The sequence below is a fragment of the Shinella yambaruensis genome (assembly GCF_050859155.1).
Taxonomy (GTDB): Bacteria; Pseudomonadota; Alphaproteobacteria; order Rhizobiales; family Rhizobiaceae; genus Shinella; species Shinella yambaruensis.
This window is the reverse complement of sequence record NZ_CP150641.1, coordinates 89,489-103,747: the sequence shown is the minus strand read 5'-3', so window position 1 is coordinate 103,747 and position 14,259 is coordinate 89,489. Positions and strand designations below refer to the sequence as shown.

The window sequence follows — 14,259 nt, the reverse complement described above, 5'->3', positions numbered from 1 at the left end:
CGAGGAGGAGAAGCATATGGAAAGCCAGGTCTTCACGGCGCTGAGCGTCGAGACATTGCCGGATCGGCTGGGCGGCAACGCCGTCCTGAAGGCGAAAATCGGGGCGGATTCGTCCCATTGGAGCGTCAGGGAGGTCGGCGACGGCAACCTCAACCTCGTCTTCATCGTGACGGGGGATCAGGGCGCGGCGATCGTCAAGCAGGCGCTGCCCTATGTGCGGCTCGTCGGCGAAAGCTGGCCGCTGCCGCTCAAGCGCTCCTTCTTCGAATATCACGCGCTGACGCGGCAGGCCGCGCGCGATCCGGGCATGGTGCCGGAAATCTACGTCTTCGACGAGGCGCAGGCGCTCATCGTCATGGAATACCTGACGCCGCACGTCATCCTGCGCCGCGCGCTGATCGACGGGCGCGCGCTGCCGAGGATCGGCCGCGACCTCGGGCTCTTTGCCGCCCGCACGCTGTTCCGTGGCTCGGACCTCTCCATGGCAACGCGGGAGAAGAAGGCGGACCTCGCGCTCTTCGCCGACAATGTCGAGCTCTGCGATATCACGGAAAACCTCGTCTTCTCCGATCCCTATTTCGAGGCGGCGCTCAACCGCCACACCACGCCGCAGCTCGATCCGATCGTGGCGGAGCTGCGCGCCGACCGTGACCTCAAGGTGGAGGCGCAGCGGCTGAAGCACCTCTTCTCCGCCAAGGCCGAGACGCTCTGCCATGGCGACCTGCACACCGGCTCCGTCATGGTGACGGACGACGAGACGCGCGTCATCGACCCGGAATTCGCCTTCTACGGCCCGATCAGCTTCGACGTCGGCATGCTGATCGCCAATTTCTGGATGAGCTATTTTTCGCAAGCCGGCCATGAGACGGCGCCCGGCGCGCGCGACGGCATGCGCGCCTATCTGCTCGATACGATCGAGACGCTCTGGGAAACGTTCCGGGCCGAATTCGCCCATCTCTGGCACACGGAGCGCAAGGGCATCCTCTATCAGGCGAGCCTCTTCGAGGACCGTGGCGACCCGCTCGCCGCCGAGCAGGCGCTCGCCATCGTCGTCGACGAGATCTGGCGCGAGATGCTGGGCTTCGCCGGCATCGAGATCCATCGCCGCATCCTGGGCCTGGCCCACAACGCCGATTTCGAAACCATCGCCGACCCCGACCGCCGCGCGCCCTGCGAGACCAGGGCGCTGAAGCTCGGGCGTCACCTCGCCGTCAACCGGCAGCGCATCCACAGCCTCCGCGACATCCGCGAGACCGTGGAGCGGCTTGAAAAGGAGATCCTCGCGTGAAAGTCGGAGAACGCCACTACCATACGATCTGGCTGAACGAGGACGGCCGTTCGGTCGACATCATCGACCAGCGCTGGCTGCCGCATGAGTTCCGCGTCGTGACGCTCACGACCGTCGCCGACATCGCCACCGCGATCCGCGACATGTGGGTGCGCGGTGCGCCGCTGATCGGCGTCACCGCCGCCTATGGCGTCGCCATCGCCATGGCGAAGGACCCGTCGGATGCGCATCTCGACGCCGTGTGGGAAGAGCTCAACGAAACCCGCCCGACCGCCATCAACCTGCGCTGGGCGCTGAACGCGATGCGCGAGCACCTTCGCCCGCTGCCGGAAGGCGAGCGCGCGGCCGCCGCCTATGCGCGCGCCGCGGAGATCGCGGAAGAGGACGTCGAGCTCAACCGCGCCATCGGTGCGAACGGCCTCGACGTGATCCGCGAGATCGCTTCGAAGAAGCAGCCGGGCGAGCCGGTGCGCATCCTCACCCATTGCAATGCCGGCTGGCTGGCGACCGTCGACTACGGCACCGCGACCGCACCGATCTACATGGCCGTCGAGGAAGGCATTCCCGTCCACGTCTATGTCGACGAGACGCGGCCGCGCAACCAGGGGGCCTACCTCACCGCCTGGGAGATGAACGGCCATGGCGTGCCGCACACGCTGATCGTCGACAATGCCGGCGGCCATCTCATGCAGCACGGCGACGTCGACCTGGTGATCGTCGGCACCGACCGCACCACGGCGAACGGCGACGTCTGCAACAAGATCGGCACCTACCTGAAGGCGCTCGCCGCGCGCGACAACAACGTGCCCTTCTATGTGGCGCTCCCCTCGCCCACCATCGACTGGACGGTGGGGGACGGCATCCGGGAAATCCCGATCGAGGAGCGGGCCGGCGACGAGGTGAGCTTCGTGCAGGGCCGCGCCAGCGACGGCTCGATCGCCAGCGTGCGCATCTCGCCGGAGGGCAGCCCGGCGGCGAACCCCGCCTTCGACGTCACGCCCGCGCGCCTCATCACCGGCCTCATCACGGAGCGCGGCATCGCCACGCCCTCGCCCGAGGGCCTGAAGGCGCTCTTTCCCGAACGGAGCTGAGACGATGAGCCTTGCGAACGAAAAATCCACCGGGGACATCGCGCTCGGCATCCGCCGACGCGTCTTCTTCCACACGATGAAGAACAATGGCGGTTATCTCAGCCAGGCCTGCTCGGCCGCCGAGAGCCTGGCGCTGCTCTACAACGAACTTCTGACGCTCGGCGAACCCACGCTGCCCAAGGTGCCCTTGCCGTTCCGCGGCGTGCCCTCGGCGCACAATCCCGATGCCTTCACCGGCGCGGGCTACCATGGCCCGGCCGGGCCGGACTTCGACCGTTTCTTCATCTCGCCCGCCCATTATGCGCTCGTCATCTATTCCGCTCTGATCGAGACCGGCCGCATGGACGAGCACGCGCTCGACCACTTCAACAAGGACGGCGGTTCGGTCGAGATGATCGGCGCCGAGCACAGCCCCGGCATGGAGGTGACGACGGGCTCGCTGGCACAGGGCCTTTCCATGGCCTCCGGCGTCGCCTGGGCGCGGCTCAGGAAAAAGGAGCCCGGCAAGGTCTGGGTCTACATGTCCGACGGCGAGTTCCAGGAGGGGCAGACCTGGGAATGCCTTGCGGCGATGAGCTACCACGGGATCGACAATATCCGCGTCATCGTCGACGTGAACCGCCAGCAATGCGACGGGGCGATGTCCTCCGTGCTCGATCTCGGCGATCTTGCCGCCCGCGTCGCCGCCTTCGGCGTCACCTGCCGTTCGGTGGACGGGCACGATCTTGCAGCGCTCCGCGCTGCGGCGGAAAGCGGCGAGGCCGGCAAGCCGCTCGTCATCCTCGCCAACACCTCGCCCTATCAGGGCATGGATTTTCTGAAGAAGCGTTTCCCGCGCCTCCACTACGTTCGCTTCAAGAGCACCGAGGAACGGCTGGAAATGCAGGCGGCGCTCGCCGCCGAGCTCGGCGTCGACGTGAACGCGATGGAAGGGGCCTGACCATGGTCGAGATCGTCAACCGTCCCTATGCCAGGGCGTTCGAGGCCTTCGCCAGCGCGCGGCCGGAGGTTCTGTGCCTTTCCGCCGACCTCACTTCGTCCTGCGAGGTCGACGGGTTCCGCGACCGGCATCCGGACCAGTTCCTGTCGCTCGGCATGGCGGAGCAGAACATGCTCTCCTTCGCCGGCGGCCTCGCCATGCAGGGGTTCCGGCCGTTCCTGCACACCTTCTCGGTCTTCCTCTATCGCCGGCCCTATGACCAGCTGATCAATTCCATCGCCTATTCCAACCGCAAGGTACGGCTGATGGGCTTCCTGCCCGGCATCACCACGCCCGGCGGCATCACGCACCAGGCGATCGAGGACATCGCCGTGCTGCGCGCCGTGCCGAACATGACGATCCTCGAGACGGGGGACGCGACGGAAGTCGAGACCGTGCTCGAGGTCGCCGACAGCATAGACGGGCCGGTCTATGTGCGCGTCCTGCGCGGCGAGGTACCCCGCCTCTTCTCGACGCCCTTCGAATTCAACCGGCTGCGCACGCTTTCGGAGGGCGACGACATTCTCGTCGTCTCCTCGGGCGTCTGCACGGAGGAGGCCCTGCGTGCGATCCAGCCGCTGAAGACCCGCGGCGTCGGCGTGCACCACCTGCACGCCTCGACGCTGAAGCCCTTCGACCGGGCGGGCCTCCTGAAGGCCGCCCGCAGCAAGAAGGGCATCGTGACGCTGGAGAACCACACGATCGTCGGCGGCCTCGGCTCGCTGGTGGCGGAAATCCTCGCCGAGGAGGGGCTGGGCATCCGCCTGAAGCGCCTCGGCCTCGACGACACTTTCGCGCACGGCGCATCGAAGCCCTATCTCATGAAGAAATATGGGCTCGACGCCGGGGCGCTCGTCACCGCCATCGAGGCGCTGCTCGGCAAGACGCTCGGTATCGGCGAGGAGGAACTGGCGGAGGTGCGCCTCGATCACGTGCATTCGGCCCAGAAGGCCGAGGCGCTCTGATGGCGCCGCGCTTCACCGTCCGCTACTTCGTCCGCGCGGCCGATGCGGCGGAGGCCCGGGCCCGGGCGCTCGACATCGCGCTGGAGCAGACGGTCGAGATCCCGCGCGACGTGGTGCCGAAGGGCTATGTGGAGGACGAGATCCTCGGCAGGCTGGAAACGCTGGAGCAGGCCCCGGACGGACGGACGGGCTTTCTCGCGACGATCTCCTATTCCGAGGACGATGTCGGCGGCGACTTCCTGCAGTTCCTCAACATCGTCTTCGGCAACAGCTCGATCAAGCCGGGCCTCAAGGTCGAGGATATCGGCCTTTCGCCGGGCATTCTTTCGCTCTGCAAGGGGCCGCGCCATGGCATTGCGGGGCTTCGCGCCCGCGCGGGCATCGGCGATATCCCGCTCCTCATGTCGGCGATCAAGCCTGTCGGCCTTTCCACGGCCGCGCTGGCCCGCCTCGCCCACGATTTCGCGCTCGGCGGCATGCACTACGTGAAGGACGACCACGGGCTGGTCGACCAGAGGACCGCGCCCTTCTCCGAGCGGCTGAAGGCCTGCGTCGAGGCCGTTGGCGAGGCGAATGCGAAGAGCGGCGGGCGGACCAGCTTCGTGCCCAATATCACCGGCCCGGCCGACGCCGTCCTCGCAAGGGCGAAGGAAGCGGAGGCCGCCGGCGCGGGCGCCGTCATGATCGCCCCGGCGCTTGCCGGCTACGACGTGGCGCGCACGCTGGCCGCGGATCCGGATTTTTCCCTGCCCATCGTCGCGCATCCCGCCTTTTCCGGCGCGAATGTCGTTTCGCCGGATTGCGGTTTCTCGCACCGGGCCTTCTACGGCGTGCTGCACCGGCTGATGGGCGCGGACGCCGTGGTCTTTCCGAATTTCGGCGGCCGCTTCGGCTTCACCCGCGAGGAATGCCGGTCGATCGCGCAGGCCTGCGCGGCGGAGATGGACGGGCCGAAGGCGAGCGTCCCGGCGCCGGGCGGCGGCGTGAATTTCGCCCGCGTGCCGGAGATGCGCGCGGTCTATGGCAAGGACGTCATGTATCTCGTCGGCGGCGCGCTGCTGCAGGAGCCGAACCTTGTCGACGGCTGCCGGCGTCTCGCCGAAGCGGTCTATGCCTGACCTTGCGGATCAGGACGGATCGAACGTCGCATAGCCGCCGCAATTGCGCGCGCCGTAGCGGCAGTCGCGCGGCCGGTAGAGCCGCCGGTAGCCGCCCTCCTCGGCACGGATCGCCTGCCGCCGCTGGTGCGCGCGCATGGCCGGCGAGACCGCGCCGGAATAGCCGGGGCGCACATCCGCCGCACGCTCCGTCGTGCAGCCGGCAAGCACGGCGCCGGCGGCCAGCATGATCACGAGCATTCCTGGAATGGCCGGGACAATACGCATCTGGGCTCTCCTCGCCTCGGGCAGGCCGCGCCTGCCACGGTTTTGCCCTCTAAAGGCTCGTTTACGGACATTTTTCTTTAAAACGCTGTTAACTGCGCAGCGTACAGATTGGCACAAGCCGGATGACTCCAGAATGAACGCAGTGCTCAGGGACGGTTCAGGTCGCCGCTGCCATTCATTGAAACGAACGTCAGGTTCGGTTCGAAATCGAGGAAATTCCATGAAAACCGCTGGTATCCTGCTTGCATCTCTTCTTCTTGCCACGGCTGCGCAGGCGCAGACGGACGACATCTCGCTCGGCACGCCCGGCTACGGCGGCAGCGGCTGCCCGGCCAACAGCGTCGCGGCGACGCTGAGCCCGGACGGCAAGGCGCTCAGCCTTCTCTTCGACGAATATGTCGTGGAAGCCGGCGGCGAGACCGGAAAGTCCTTCGACCGCAAGACCTGCAACGTCGCGATCCCGGTCCATGTGCCGCAGGGCCGCAGCGTCTCGGTGCTCGCCATCGACTACCGCGGCTTCAACCAGCTGCCGCGCGGCGCCCGCTCGCAGTTCAACGTCGAATATTTCTTCGCCGGCACGCGCGGCCCGGCTTTCCGCCAGACCTTTACCGGCCCGCAGGAGAAGGACTACCTGATCTCCAACAAGCTGACGGCCGAATCGCTGGTCTGGTCGGCCTGCGGCGAGGACGTCAACCTGCGCACCAATTCCAGCATCCGCGTCAACACCAACCGCGGCCAGGAAGCCATGGCGACGGTCGACACGCAGGACGTCAAGGCCGCGATCATCTACCGCCTGCAGTGGCGCAAGTGCCGCTAAAGCATTTCCAGCAAAAGTGCGAAGCGGTTTTGCGTCCGGAAATGCGGCAAAACAAAGGGTTAGAGCGTTTTCGCGATTCGGAGAAAAGCGGAAACGCTCTAAGTCCGGCAGGACGCGTTTCCTGAACGGGAAAACGCCCTATCCTTCGCCTTCATGAACCGGGCGGCGCCCGCGCCGCCCGGCCTCCATCCAGGGAGTTTTTGCATGCGTCTTCCGGTCCGCCTCGCCCTCCTCGCCGCCGCCACGGTCCCGCTTCCGGGGCTTGCCCATGCGGCCAACGGCTGTGCGGACGGGACGTTTTCCGCAACGCATTCGCCCGACGGCAATGCGACGAGCATTCTCTTCGACGATTTTTCCGCGATGGCGGGCGGCGCATCGGGCAAGAGGCGCACGACCACCACCTGCAGGCTCTCCGTACCCGTCACCCAGCCGGGCGGGCACACGGTCTATGCTGTGGACTATCGCGGCTTCGCGACGACCGAGGACGGCCAGACCGCCTCGCTGCGCACCACGCAGGACGGCAAGCAGATCCTGCAATACGAGATCAAGGGCCCGCTGCAGGACGATATCGCCATTTCCGACAGGGTGGGCGTTTCGGGCTCGGAGACGCTCGACCTCGCCGTGATCCTCGGCGCGACCGGGCCGCTCGACGAGAACGGCTTCGAATCCACGCTGGCGATCGATTCCATCGATTTCGCCCGCATCGGCTACACCACCACGGCCTCGGTGGTCGCCTCGCTCGACCAGATCGCCCGCCAGCGGCAGTCCATCGCGCTCGACCTCATGGACACGGCGCAGAACCTGCTCGGCCAGCAGAGCCGGTTCGACGAGGGCAGCTATGTCGCCGCCTTCGCGAGTTCCGATGCGGCGGCCGGCTTCAACGGACGCTGGGAGGCCGGCAGCGGCGTCAGTGTTCTCGGCGGCGCGGCCGTGGTGCATGCGAACCGCACCGATGTCGCGCTCGACACGCTCGGCCTTTTCGCCGGCGCGGTGCGCTATACCAGTCCGCAGGCCACCTGGCGCGCCTTCGGCGAAGTCGGCGCCTGGGGATCGCCCGACATCTCGGCCTCGTTCTCGCGCAGCTACCAGAACCTCGATTCGATCGTCCTTGCCAGCGGCAACGCCTCCGGCTCGCTGTTCAGCGCCTATGGCCGGGCCGGCGTGATCTATGCGCCGGACGCGGCGAACGAATTCGCGCTCTCCACCCGCTTCACCCGCGCCTGGCTCGATCTCGACGGCTATGACGAGGACGCGTCCGGCAAGAACCTCTTCGCGGGCCATATCAAGGGCGGCCGCTCGGCCTCCGACACGGTGAGCGCGGAATTCGCCTGGAGCCGCAGGCTGGACGAGAAGCTGGACTACACGATCCTCGGCGCGGTCGGCCGCACCTTCGCCGGCAAGGATGGCGCAAAGGCCTCGGTCGACTGGGTGGGCGATGCCAGGGGCAAGGCGGACGACCAGAACTTCGCGACGCTCGGCGGGCGCGTCGGCTGGAAGTTCGACGAACGCTGGCAGATCGACACCGCGGTTTCCGCCACCTTCCGCGAAAACGACAAGCCGGACTGGAACATCGGCGGCCAGCTGAAGGCGTCGTTCTGACGCCATCCAGGCGCCGCGCCCGCCGTGGCGCGATACTCCGGGCGGAACCGCCCGGCGCCGTCCCGCGGCAGGAACACCCTTCCCTCATCCGTATCGGCCGCCGCCCGCCCCGGCGGTTCGATCCTCACGGCACTTGAAGATATATAGGACTCCTATATACTATTCGCATGGAAACGCCCAGGAACCCCCATGCGATCACCGAGCGCCTTCGCGAAGGCCTTTCCCGCGTCGGCATGGCCATGCGCATCGACGAGTGGAACCGCTCGAAGGCGAGCGGGCTCAACCCGACGCAGCTCGCCATCCTGACGCTGCTGGAAGGGCGCGGGGCGGATGGCCTCGGCGTCCGCGAGATCGCCGCCCATCTCGGCGTCTCGCAGCCGACGGCGACGGATTCGATCAATGCACTGGAGCGCAAGGCCTGTCTGGAGAAGCGGCCGGAGGCGGGCGACAGGCGCGCGGTGCGCGTGGTGCCGACGGCGGAAGGTCTTGCAATCCTCAAGGCCTCGGATACCGGCGACGGCCTTGCCGCCACGGCCCTCGGCGCGCTCGATGACCGCGAGCAGGAGGACCTGCTCCTCACGCTGATCAAGATGATCCGCCGCCTGCAGGTGGCGGAGGCGATCCCCGTCCAGCGCATGTGCGTGACCTGTCGCCACTTCTCCCCCTTCGCGCATGCGGATGCCGCGCGCCCCCATCACTGCCATTTCGTCGATGCCGCCTTCGGCCAGCGCGACCTGCGCGTCGATTGCCGCGATCACGATGACGCCGATCCCGCATCCCGGGCTGCCACCTGGGATGCATTCCAAGCGGGATAGTTCCAACCCTCCAGGCAAACGAAAGGAAGACCATCATGCTCGGCAGATTTGCAACCGGCGCGCTCGCCGCCGGAACGGCCCTGTTCTGGCTGACGACAGCCTCGGCCCATTCCATCAAGGCGGAGCCTGCGGAAGCGGTGGAGGCCGCCTTCGACATCATCGAGACGACGATCGTCACAAGGGGCGACAGCGCGATCTTCACCACCCGCGTGCGCGGCGAGGCCGGCAAGGACAAGCCCGACGCGACGGGCAGGTTCGAAGGCTCCAGCGTCTATGCCTATGTCTGGCCGACGAGCCTCGACAGCGGCGCGGTCGGCTTCGACGCAGGCCAGGGCATCGTCGCGCTCGCCGTCACCTTCCATCCGGATTTCGACGATGCGGCCAAGGGCGGCAAGAACCGCCATGTCTGGCATCCGCACTGGGTGGTGCTGGCCGAGGACAAGGCTTGCGGCGGCGGCCTCAAGGTCATCGACATCCCGGAAGGCACCACGCCGAAGGTGCCGGAGACCTGGCCCGGCGTGCCGCTCCTCATCGACAGCCCGCAATACCCGACCAGCTTCAAGGGCGACACGGTGGACGTCGCCATTCCCCTGTCGCTGATCGGCGGCATCAAGGGCGCCGCCTTCGACGGCGTGACGGCGGGGCTGAAGGTCAACGGCAACCTGCATGCGCCGCTGCTGTGCGTCAGCAACGTGTTCAAGGTCGCCTCGGGCGATCTCAGCCTGCCCGGCAAGGTCGTGCCGGCCGAATGATCCGGCGCCGGTCCGGCAACTGCCATTGCCGGACCGGCCATTCCTCCCCTCCAGGCAAATGAAAGGAAAGAACGTGCCGAGATTTACCCCCACTCATCCCTGCGATGCAACGGTCCCGGCCGAGGCTTGCCGGCAGGGAGGCGACGATGACCGCGCCTGAGACGCCGCTTGCCCCGGAACTGGCCGTCAGCGAATGGTTCAACACGCCGGTTCCGCTGACGCTCGCCGGCCTGCGCGGCCGCCCGGTCTTCCTGCACAGTTTCCAGCTTCTCTGCCCCGGCTGCGTGGCGCAGGCCCTTCCGCAGGTCCAGCGCATCGAGCGTGTCTTCGCCCACACCGACCTGCAGGTCATCGGCATCCACACGGTCTTCGAGCACCATGCGGCCATGTCGCCGGTCACCCTCGGGGCATTCCTCCACGAATACCGGCTGAAATCGCCCGTCGGCGTCGACCTCGCGGAAGAAGGATCGGATATCCCGGTGACGATGCAGCGCTTCGGGCTGCGCGGAACGCCCTCCTCCGTGCTGATCGGCCGGGACGGCACCATCCTGCACCAGGCCTTCGGCGTGGAGGACGACATCGCCGTCGGGGCGCGGATCGCCATGGCGCTTTCCGCGCCCGCGGCCGGGGGCGACGCCTGCGCCGACGGCCGCTGCGCGGCACCGATGCCTCCGGTCGTCGAACCATGACGGAGGTCGCATTGCTCAGCCTGCGCATCGGCGGCGTCGCGCCGCTCGGCGCGCGCGGCGTGCCGAGCGGCATCGTGAAGGCGCCGGTCCACCATGCGCTCCATCTCTCAGAAACCGGTTTTGCCGGCGACAGGCAGGGCGATACGGTGCGGCATGGCGGGCCGGAAAAGGCCGTGCACCACTATCCCTTCGAGCACTATGCCGACTGGGCCCGCGATCTCGGGCCGCATCCGCTGCTTGCCGGCCCCGGCGCCTTCGGCGAGAACCTCTCCACGGCCGGGCTGACGGAGCGCATGGTGGCGATCGGCGACGTCTTCCAGCTCGGCACCGCGGTCATCGAGGTCAGCCAGGGGCGGCAGCCCTGCTGGAAGCTGAACGAGCGCTTCGGCCGGACGGAGATGGCGCGCCTGGTGCAATCGAGCGGGCGGACCGGCTGGTACTACCGGTTGCTCACGCCCGGCACCGTCTCGCCCGCCGACCGCCTCGTCCTGCGCGAGCGCCGCGCGCCGGAATGGACGCTGGCACGCATCTGGCGCGCCTTCTACATCGATCCGCTCAACCGCGCGGAACTGGCCGGCATCGCCGCACTCGAGCGCCTTGCCGACGGCTGGCGCGCCCATGCCGCCCGACGGCTGGAAAGCAACCGGGTCGAGGACTGGACGAAACGCCTCACCGGCGCCGGCTGACATCCCGCAGCGCCGCTGCCCGCCGAACCGGCAACGCTTCGGCGTTGGATCACGCAATATCCTGGCACCTGCGACGCTATTGCACTTTCGACCGGGCGGGGCTTGCGCTAAAAGTGGTATCCAGAATACTTTTTTAAAGCCCCGGCCGGGAGACGACGCCATGCGGATGACGCTTCACACGGACTATGCCCTGCGCATGCTGATCTACGTGGCGACGCGGCGGGACCGCGTGTGCACGGTGAACGACGTCGCCGAGGCCTACGGGCTTTCGCGCAACCATCTCCTGAAAGTGGCGCAGACCCTGCGCGATCTCGGCCTCGTCGAGACGACGCGCGGGCGGGCGGGCGGCATCAAGCTGGCGAAGGCGCCCGCCGAGATCGCCGTCGGCGCGCTGGTCCGGGCGACGGAAGAGGAATTCTCGCTGGCCGAATGCATGCAGGCGGGCGGGCGGGCCTGCGCCATCTCGCCGGCCTGTCGGCTGAAGGGCATGCTGCACGAGGCGCTCGCCGCATTCCTTGCGGTTCTCGATAAATACACGCTCGAGGATATTGTCCGCAACAGGGCCGCGCTCGGGCCGCTGCTGGGCATTGCCGAAGCGGCGTGAGACACGGAGGGGAGAGATCGATGATATCGGGATTGACGGTTTCGGAGCGGCATCTGGCCCTCTTCGTGCTCGGTGCGCTCGCCCTGACGGGGCTTGCCATGGCGGTGGCCGGGCGGGGCGATCCGCTGGCCGTGCACGGCTATATCGTGCTGGTCTTCAGCGTCGGCCTCGGCTTTGCCGTGCTGTCCGCGCTGTTCGACCCGGAACCGCCGGAAGAAAGGCTTTCCGAATATTACGACGATCCGACGCGGGCCGGCATCATCCTGTCGCTCGCCTGGGCGGTGGCCGGCATGTTCGTCGGCGTCTGGGTGGCCGCGCTGCTCGCCTGGCCGGAACTGACCTTCGTCGACAGCGCCTGGGCGAGCTTCGGGCGCCTCAGGCCCGTGCACACGTCGGGCGTCATCTTCGGCTTCGGCGGCAATGCGCTGATCGCCACCTCCTTCCATGTGCTCCAGCGCACCTGTCGCGCGCGGCTGCCCGGCCAGTTCGCCCCGTGGTTCGTGCTGATCGGCTACAATCTCTTCTGTCTGATCGCGGCCACCGGCTACCTGATGGGCATGACCCAGTCGAAGGAATATGCCGAGCCGGAATGGTATGCCGATCTCTGGCTGGTCGTCGTCTGGGTCGTCTATTTCCTCATCTACATCCGCACGCTGCAGCGCCGCAAGGAACCGCATATCTACGTCGCCAACTGGTACTACATGGCCTTCATCCTGGTCGTGGCGGTGCTGCACATCGTCAACAACCTCGCCGTGCCCGTCTCCTTCGGCCATGCCAAGAGCTATTCGCTCTTCTCGGGCGTGCAGGATGCCATGACGCAATGGTGGTACGGCCACAACGCCGTCGCCTTCTTCCTGACCGCCGGCTTCCTCGGCATGATGTACTACTACCTGCCGAAGCGCGCCGAGCGGCCGATCTTCTCCTACCGCCTCTCCATCATCAGCTTCTGGGGCATCACCTTCATGTATATGTGGGCGGGCGCGCACCACCTGCACTACACCGCCCTGCCGCAATGGGTGCAGACCCTCGGCATGACCTTCTCGATCGTGCTGCTGGTGCCGTCCTGGGCCTCCGCCGGCAACGCGCTCGCCACGCTCAACGGCGCCTGGCACAAGGTGCGCGACGACGCGACCCTGCGCTTCATGATGGTCGCGGCCGTGTTCTACGGGCTCTCCACCTTCGAAGGCTCCTTCATGGCGATCCGTGCCGTCAACTCGCTCTCGCACTATACCGACTGGACCGTCGGCCATGTGCATGCCGGCGCGCTCGGCTGGGTGGCGATGATCACCTTCGGCTCGCTCTACGCCCTCGTGCCGTGGATGTGGAAGCAGGAGCGCATGTATTCGCCCAAACTGATCGAGGTACATTTCTGGCTCGCGCTTGCCGGCACCGTCGTCTACGTCTTCGCCATGTGGAATTCGGGCATCATCCAGGGCCTGATGTGGCGCACCTACAACGACAGCGGCACCCTCGCCTATTCCTTCATCGACAGCCTCGTCGCCATGCATCCCTATTACATCGCCCGCGCCTTCGGGGGACTGCTGTTCCTTTGCGGCGCCGTCGTCTGCGCGTTCAACGTCTGGATGACGATCCGCATGGCGCGAAGGGCGCGCGCCGCGGAACCCGCCGGCGACGTTCCCCTCTACGGCAAGGCCGGCGCGGCCCCGGCAGGAGAATGACGATGAAGGAGTTCTTCCACCGCAAGCTCGAGCGCAACGCCATCGGCTTCGTGCTGGCCATCGTCGGCGTCGCCTCCATCGGCGGCCTCGTCGAGATCGCCCCGCTCTTCACCATCCACGAGACGGTGGAGGAGGCGCCCGACATGCGGCTCTATACGCCGCTGGAGCTTGCCGGCCGCAATCTCTACATCCGCGAGGGCTGTTATGCCTGCCATTCGCAGATGATCCGCACGCTGCGCGACGAGGTGGAGCGCTACGGTCCCTATTCGCTGGCCGTGGAATCGAAATACGACCACCCGATGCTCTGGGGCTCCAAGCGCACCGGCCCGGACCTCGCCCGCCTCGGCGGCAAGTATTCCGACGCCTGGCATGTCGCCCATCTCGTCAATCCGCGCGACGTGGTGCCGGAATCCGTCATGCCGCGCTACGGCTGGCTGAAGCGCAACGCGCTGAGGATCGACGATCTTGGCGCGCACCTTGCCGCCCAGCGCGCCGTCGGCGTGCCCTATACGGACGCGATGATCGAGAACGCCACCGCCGACGCCCGCGCACAGGCCAATCCCGACGATGCCGGCGCCTCCGGCGTCAGCGAGCGCTACGGCGAGGCGACCAATGTGCGCGCCTTCGACGGCAATCCCGGTCTCCTGACCGAGATGGATGCGCTGGTCGCCTATCTCCAGATCGTCGGCCAGCTGACGCAGGCCGCGCAGCAGCAGACGGCAACGGCGGAGTGAGGCGATGGAGATCGATCACAACAGCGTCGTCGCCTTCGCCAAGAGCTGGGGGCTTTTCTACCTGATCGCGCTCGCCGCAGGCGTCGTGATCTACGCGCTCTGGCCGGGCAACCGGAAGCGCTTCGATCGCGCCAAGAAGAGCATTCTCGACAAAGACGACCGGCCGGGGGACTAGG

The 14,259-nt window shown here is 67.2% G+C and carries 16 protein-coding genes; 15 read left to right on the top strand and 1 reads right to left on the bottom strand.

Annotated features, from left to right (window positions below; translation table 11 throughout):
* Nucleotides 1-16 precede the first annotated feature (16 nt).
* The 5 genes from mtnK to WMC41_RS28290 are packed head-to-tail and all read left to right on the top strand — an operon-like array spanning nt 17 to nt 5,441.
* A complete protein-coding gene (gene mtnK / locus WMC41_RS28310) occupies nt 17-1,288 on the top strand; it encodes an S-methyl-5-thioribose kinase (protein ID WP_432349788.1) in 1,272 nt (423 codons plus the stop codon).
* Nucleotides 1,285-2,379 carry an S-methyl-5-thioribose-1-phosphate isomerase gene (mtnA, locus tag WMC41_RS28305; RefSeq protein WP_432349787.1) on the top strand — a complete coding sequence of 365 codons (1,095 nt, stop codon included), beginning with the start codon at nt 1,285-1,287 and terminating at the stop codon, nt 2,377-2,379. The genes mtnK and mtnA overlap by 4 nt, the downstream gene beginning before the upstream one ends.
* A gap of 4 nt (nt 2,380-2,383) precedes the next feature.
* Entirely contained in the window at nt 2,384-3,319 is a 936-nt protein-coding gene (locus tag WMC41_RS28300; protein WP_432349786.1) for a transketolase, read from the top strand.
* Nucleotides 3,320-3,321: 2 nt separating this feature from the next.
* A complete protein-coding gene (locus WMC41_RS28295; protein ID WP_432349785.1) occupies nt 3,322-4,323 on the top strand; it encodes a transketolase family protein in 1,002 nt (333 codons plus the stop codon).
* Nucleotides 4,323-5,441: a RuBisCO large subunit C-terminal-like domain-containing protein gene (locus tag WMC41_RS28290; protein ID WP_432349784.1), complete on the top strand. Its 1,119-nt coding sequence runs from the start codon at nt 4,323-4,325 to the stop codon at nt 5,439-5,441. The genes WMC41_RS28295 and WMC41_RS28290 overlap by 1 nt, the downstream gene beginning before the upstream one ends.
* 9 nt (nt 5,442-5,450) lie before the next feature.
* Here WMC41_RS28290 and WMC41_RS28285 read toward each other — a convergent pair whose 3' ends face one another.
* Nucleotides 5,451-5,708, bottom strand: coding sequence for a hypothetical protein (locus WMC41_RS28285; protein WP_288082380.1), 258 nt, complete (start codon nt 5,706-5,708; stop codon nt 5,451-5,453).
* A gap of 220 nt (nt 5,709-5,928) precedes the next feature.
* On the opposite strand from WMC41_RS28285, the gene WMC41_RS28280 reads away from it, so the two are divergent.
* The 10 genes from WMC41_RS28280 (at nt 5,929) to WMC41_RS28235 (ending at nt 14,258) form a co-directional block, all read left to right on the top strand.
* The gene (locus tag WMC41_RS28280) at nt 5,929-6,525 is read left to right on the top strand and encodes a DUF4360 domain-containing protein (protein ID WP_244769078.1); all 597 of its coding nucleotides are present in this window, start codon (nt 5,929-5,931) and stop codon (nt 6,523-6,525) included.
* A gap of 204 nt (nt 6,526-6,729) precedes the next feature.
* Nucleotides 6,730-8,124 carry a DUF4360 domain-containing protein gene (locus tag WMC41_RS28275; protein WP_432349783.1) on the top strand — a complete coding sequence of 465 codons (1,395 nt, stop codon included), beginning with the start codon at nt 6,730-6,732 and terminating at the stop codon, nt 8,122-8,124.
* Between the two features lie 167 nt (nt 8,125-8,291).
* Nucleotides 8,292-8,939 (top strand): MarR family winged helix-turn-helix transcriptional regulator, encoded by a 648-nt coding sequence (locus WMC41_RS28270; RefSeq protein ID WP_432349782.1) that lies wholly within the window; start codon nt 8,292-8,294, stop codon nt 8,937-8,939.
* A gap of 35 nt (nt 8,940-8,974) precedes the next feature.
* The gene (locus WMC41_RS28265; protein WP_432349781.1) at nt 8,975-9,691 is read left to right on the top strand and encodes a hypothetical protein; all 717 of its coding nucleotides are present in this window, start codon (nt 8,975-8,977) and stop codon (nt 9,689-9,691) included.
* Nucleotides 9,692-9,837: 146 nt separating this feature from the next.
* Nucleotides 9,838-10,380 carry a TlpA family protein disulfide reductase gene (locus WMC41_RS28260; protein WP_432349780.1) on the top strand — a complete coding sequence of 181 codons (543 nt, stop codon included), beginning with the start codon at nt 9,838-9,840 and terminating at the stop codon, nt 10,378-10,380.
* Nucleotides 10,377-11,066 carry an MOSC domain-containing protein gene (locus WMC41_RS28255; protein WP_432349779.1) on the top strand — a complete coding sequence of 230 codons (690 nt, stop codon included), beginning with the start codon at nt 10,377-10,379 and terminating at the stop codon, nt 11,064-11,066. The genes WMC41_RS28260 and WMC41_RS28255 overlap by 4 nt, the downstream gene beginning before the upstream one ends.
* Nucleotides 11,067-11,226: 160 nt before the next feature.
* Entirely contained in the window at nt 11,227-11,670 is a 444-nt protein-coding gene (locus WMC41_RS28250; protein WP_244769072.1) for an Rrf2 family transcriptional regulator, read from the top strand.
* Nucleotides 11,671-11,690: 20 nt separating this feature from the next.
* Nucleotides 11,691-13,349 (top strand): cytochrome-c oxidase, cbb3-type subunit I, encoded by a 1,659-nt coding sequence (gene ccoN, locus WMC41_RS28245; RefSeq protein WP_432349778.1) that lies wholly within the window; start codon nt 11,691-11,693, stop codon nt 13,347-13,349.
* A 2-nt stretch (nt 13,350-13,351) separates the two neighbouring features.
* Nucleotides 13,352-14,083, top strand: coding sequence for a cytochrome-c oxidase, cbb3-type subunit II (ccoO, locus tag WMC41_RS28240; protein WP_244769070.1), 732 nt, complete (start codon nt 13,352-13,354; stop codon nt 14,081-14,083).
* Between the two features lie 4 nt (nt 14,084-14,087).
* On the top strand, nt 14,088-14,258 hold the full coding sequence (locus tag WMC41_RS28235) for a cbb3-type cytochrome c oxidase subunit 3 (protein WP_288082385.1): 171 nt from the start codon (nt 14,088-14,090) through the stop codon (nt 14,256-14,258).
* The last annotated feature ends 1 nt before the right edge of the window (nt 14,259 follow it).

Excerpts from the sequence above, each read along its gene's own strand:
- mtnK (WP_432349788.1), top strand. The coding sequence starts at position 17 with ATGGAAAGCCAGGTCTTCACGGCGCTGAGCGTCGAGACATTGCCGGAT.
- WMC41_RS28300 (WP_432349786.1), top strand. The coding sequence starts at position 2,384 with ATGAGCCTTGCGAACGAAAAATCCACCGGGGACATCGCGCTCGGCATC.
- WMC41_RS28295 (WP_432349785.1), top strand. The coding sequence starts at position 3,322 with ATGGTCGAGATCGTCAACCGTCCCTATGCCAGGGCGTTCGAGGCCTTC.
- WMC41_RS28290 (WP_432349784.1), top strand. The coding sequence starts at position 4,323 with ATGGCGCCGCGCTTCACCGTCCGCTACTTCGTCCGCGCGGCCGATGCG.
- WMC41_RS28285 (WP_288082380.1), bottom strand. The coding sequence starts at position 5,708 with ATGCGTATTGTCCCGGCCATTCCAGGAATGCTCGTGATCATGCTGGCC.
- WMC41_RS28280 (WP_244769078.1), top strand. The coding sequence starts at position 5,929 with ATGAAAACCGCTGGTATCCTGCTTGCATCTCTTCTTCTTGCCACGGCT.
- WMC41_RS28275 (WP_432349783.1), top strand. The coding sequence starts at position 6,730 with ATGCGTCTTCCGGTCCGCCTCGCCCTCCTCGCCGCCGCCACGGTCCCG.
- WMC41_RS28270 (WP_432349782.1), top strand. The coding sequence starts at position 8,292 with ATGGAAACGCCCAGGAACCCCCATGCGATCACCGAGCGCCTTCGCGAA.
- WMC41_RS28265 (WP_432349781.1), top strand. The coding sequence starts at position 8,975 with ATGCTCGGCAGATTTGCAACCGGCGCGCTCGCCGCCGGAACGGCCCTG.
- WMC41_RS28260 (WP_432349780.1), top strand. The coding sequence starts at position 9,838 with ATGACCGCGCCTGAGACGCCGCTTGCCCCGGAACTGGCCGTCAGCGAA.
- WMC41_RS28255 (WP_432349779.1), top strand. The coding sequence starts at position 10,377 with ATGACGGAGGTCGCATTGCTCAGCCTGCGCATCGGCGGCGTCGCGCCG.
- WMC41_RS28250 (WP_244769072.1), top strand. The coding sequence starts at position 11,227 with ATGCGGATGACGCTTCACACGGACTATGCCCTGCGCATGCTGATCTAC.
- ccoN (WP_432349778.1), top strand. The coding sequence starts at position 11,691 with ATGATATCGGGATTGACGGTTTCGGAGCGGCATCTGGCCCTCTTCGTG.
- ccoO (WP_244769070.1), top strand. The coding sequence starts at position 13,352 with ATGAAGGAGTTCTTCCACCGCAAGCTCGAGCGCAACGCCATCGGCTTC.
- WMC41_RS28235 (WP_288082385.1), top strand. The coding sequence starts at position 14,088 with ATGGAGATCGATCACAACAGCGTCGTCGCCTTCGCCAAGAGCTGGGGG.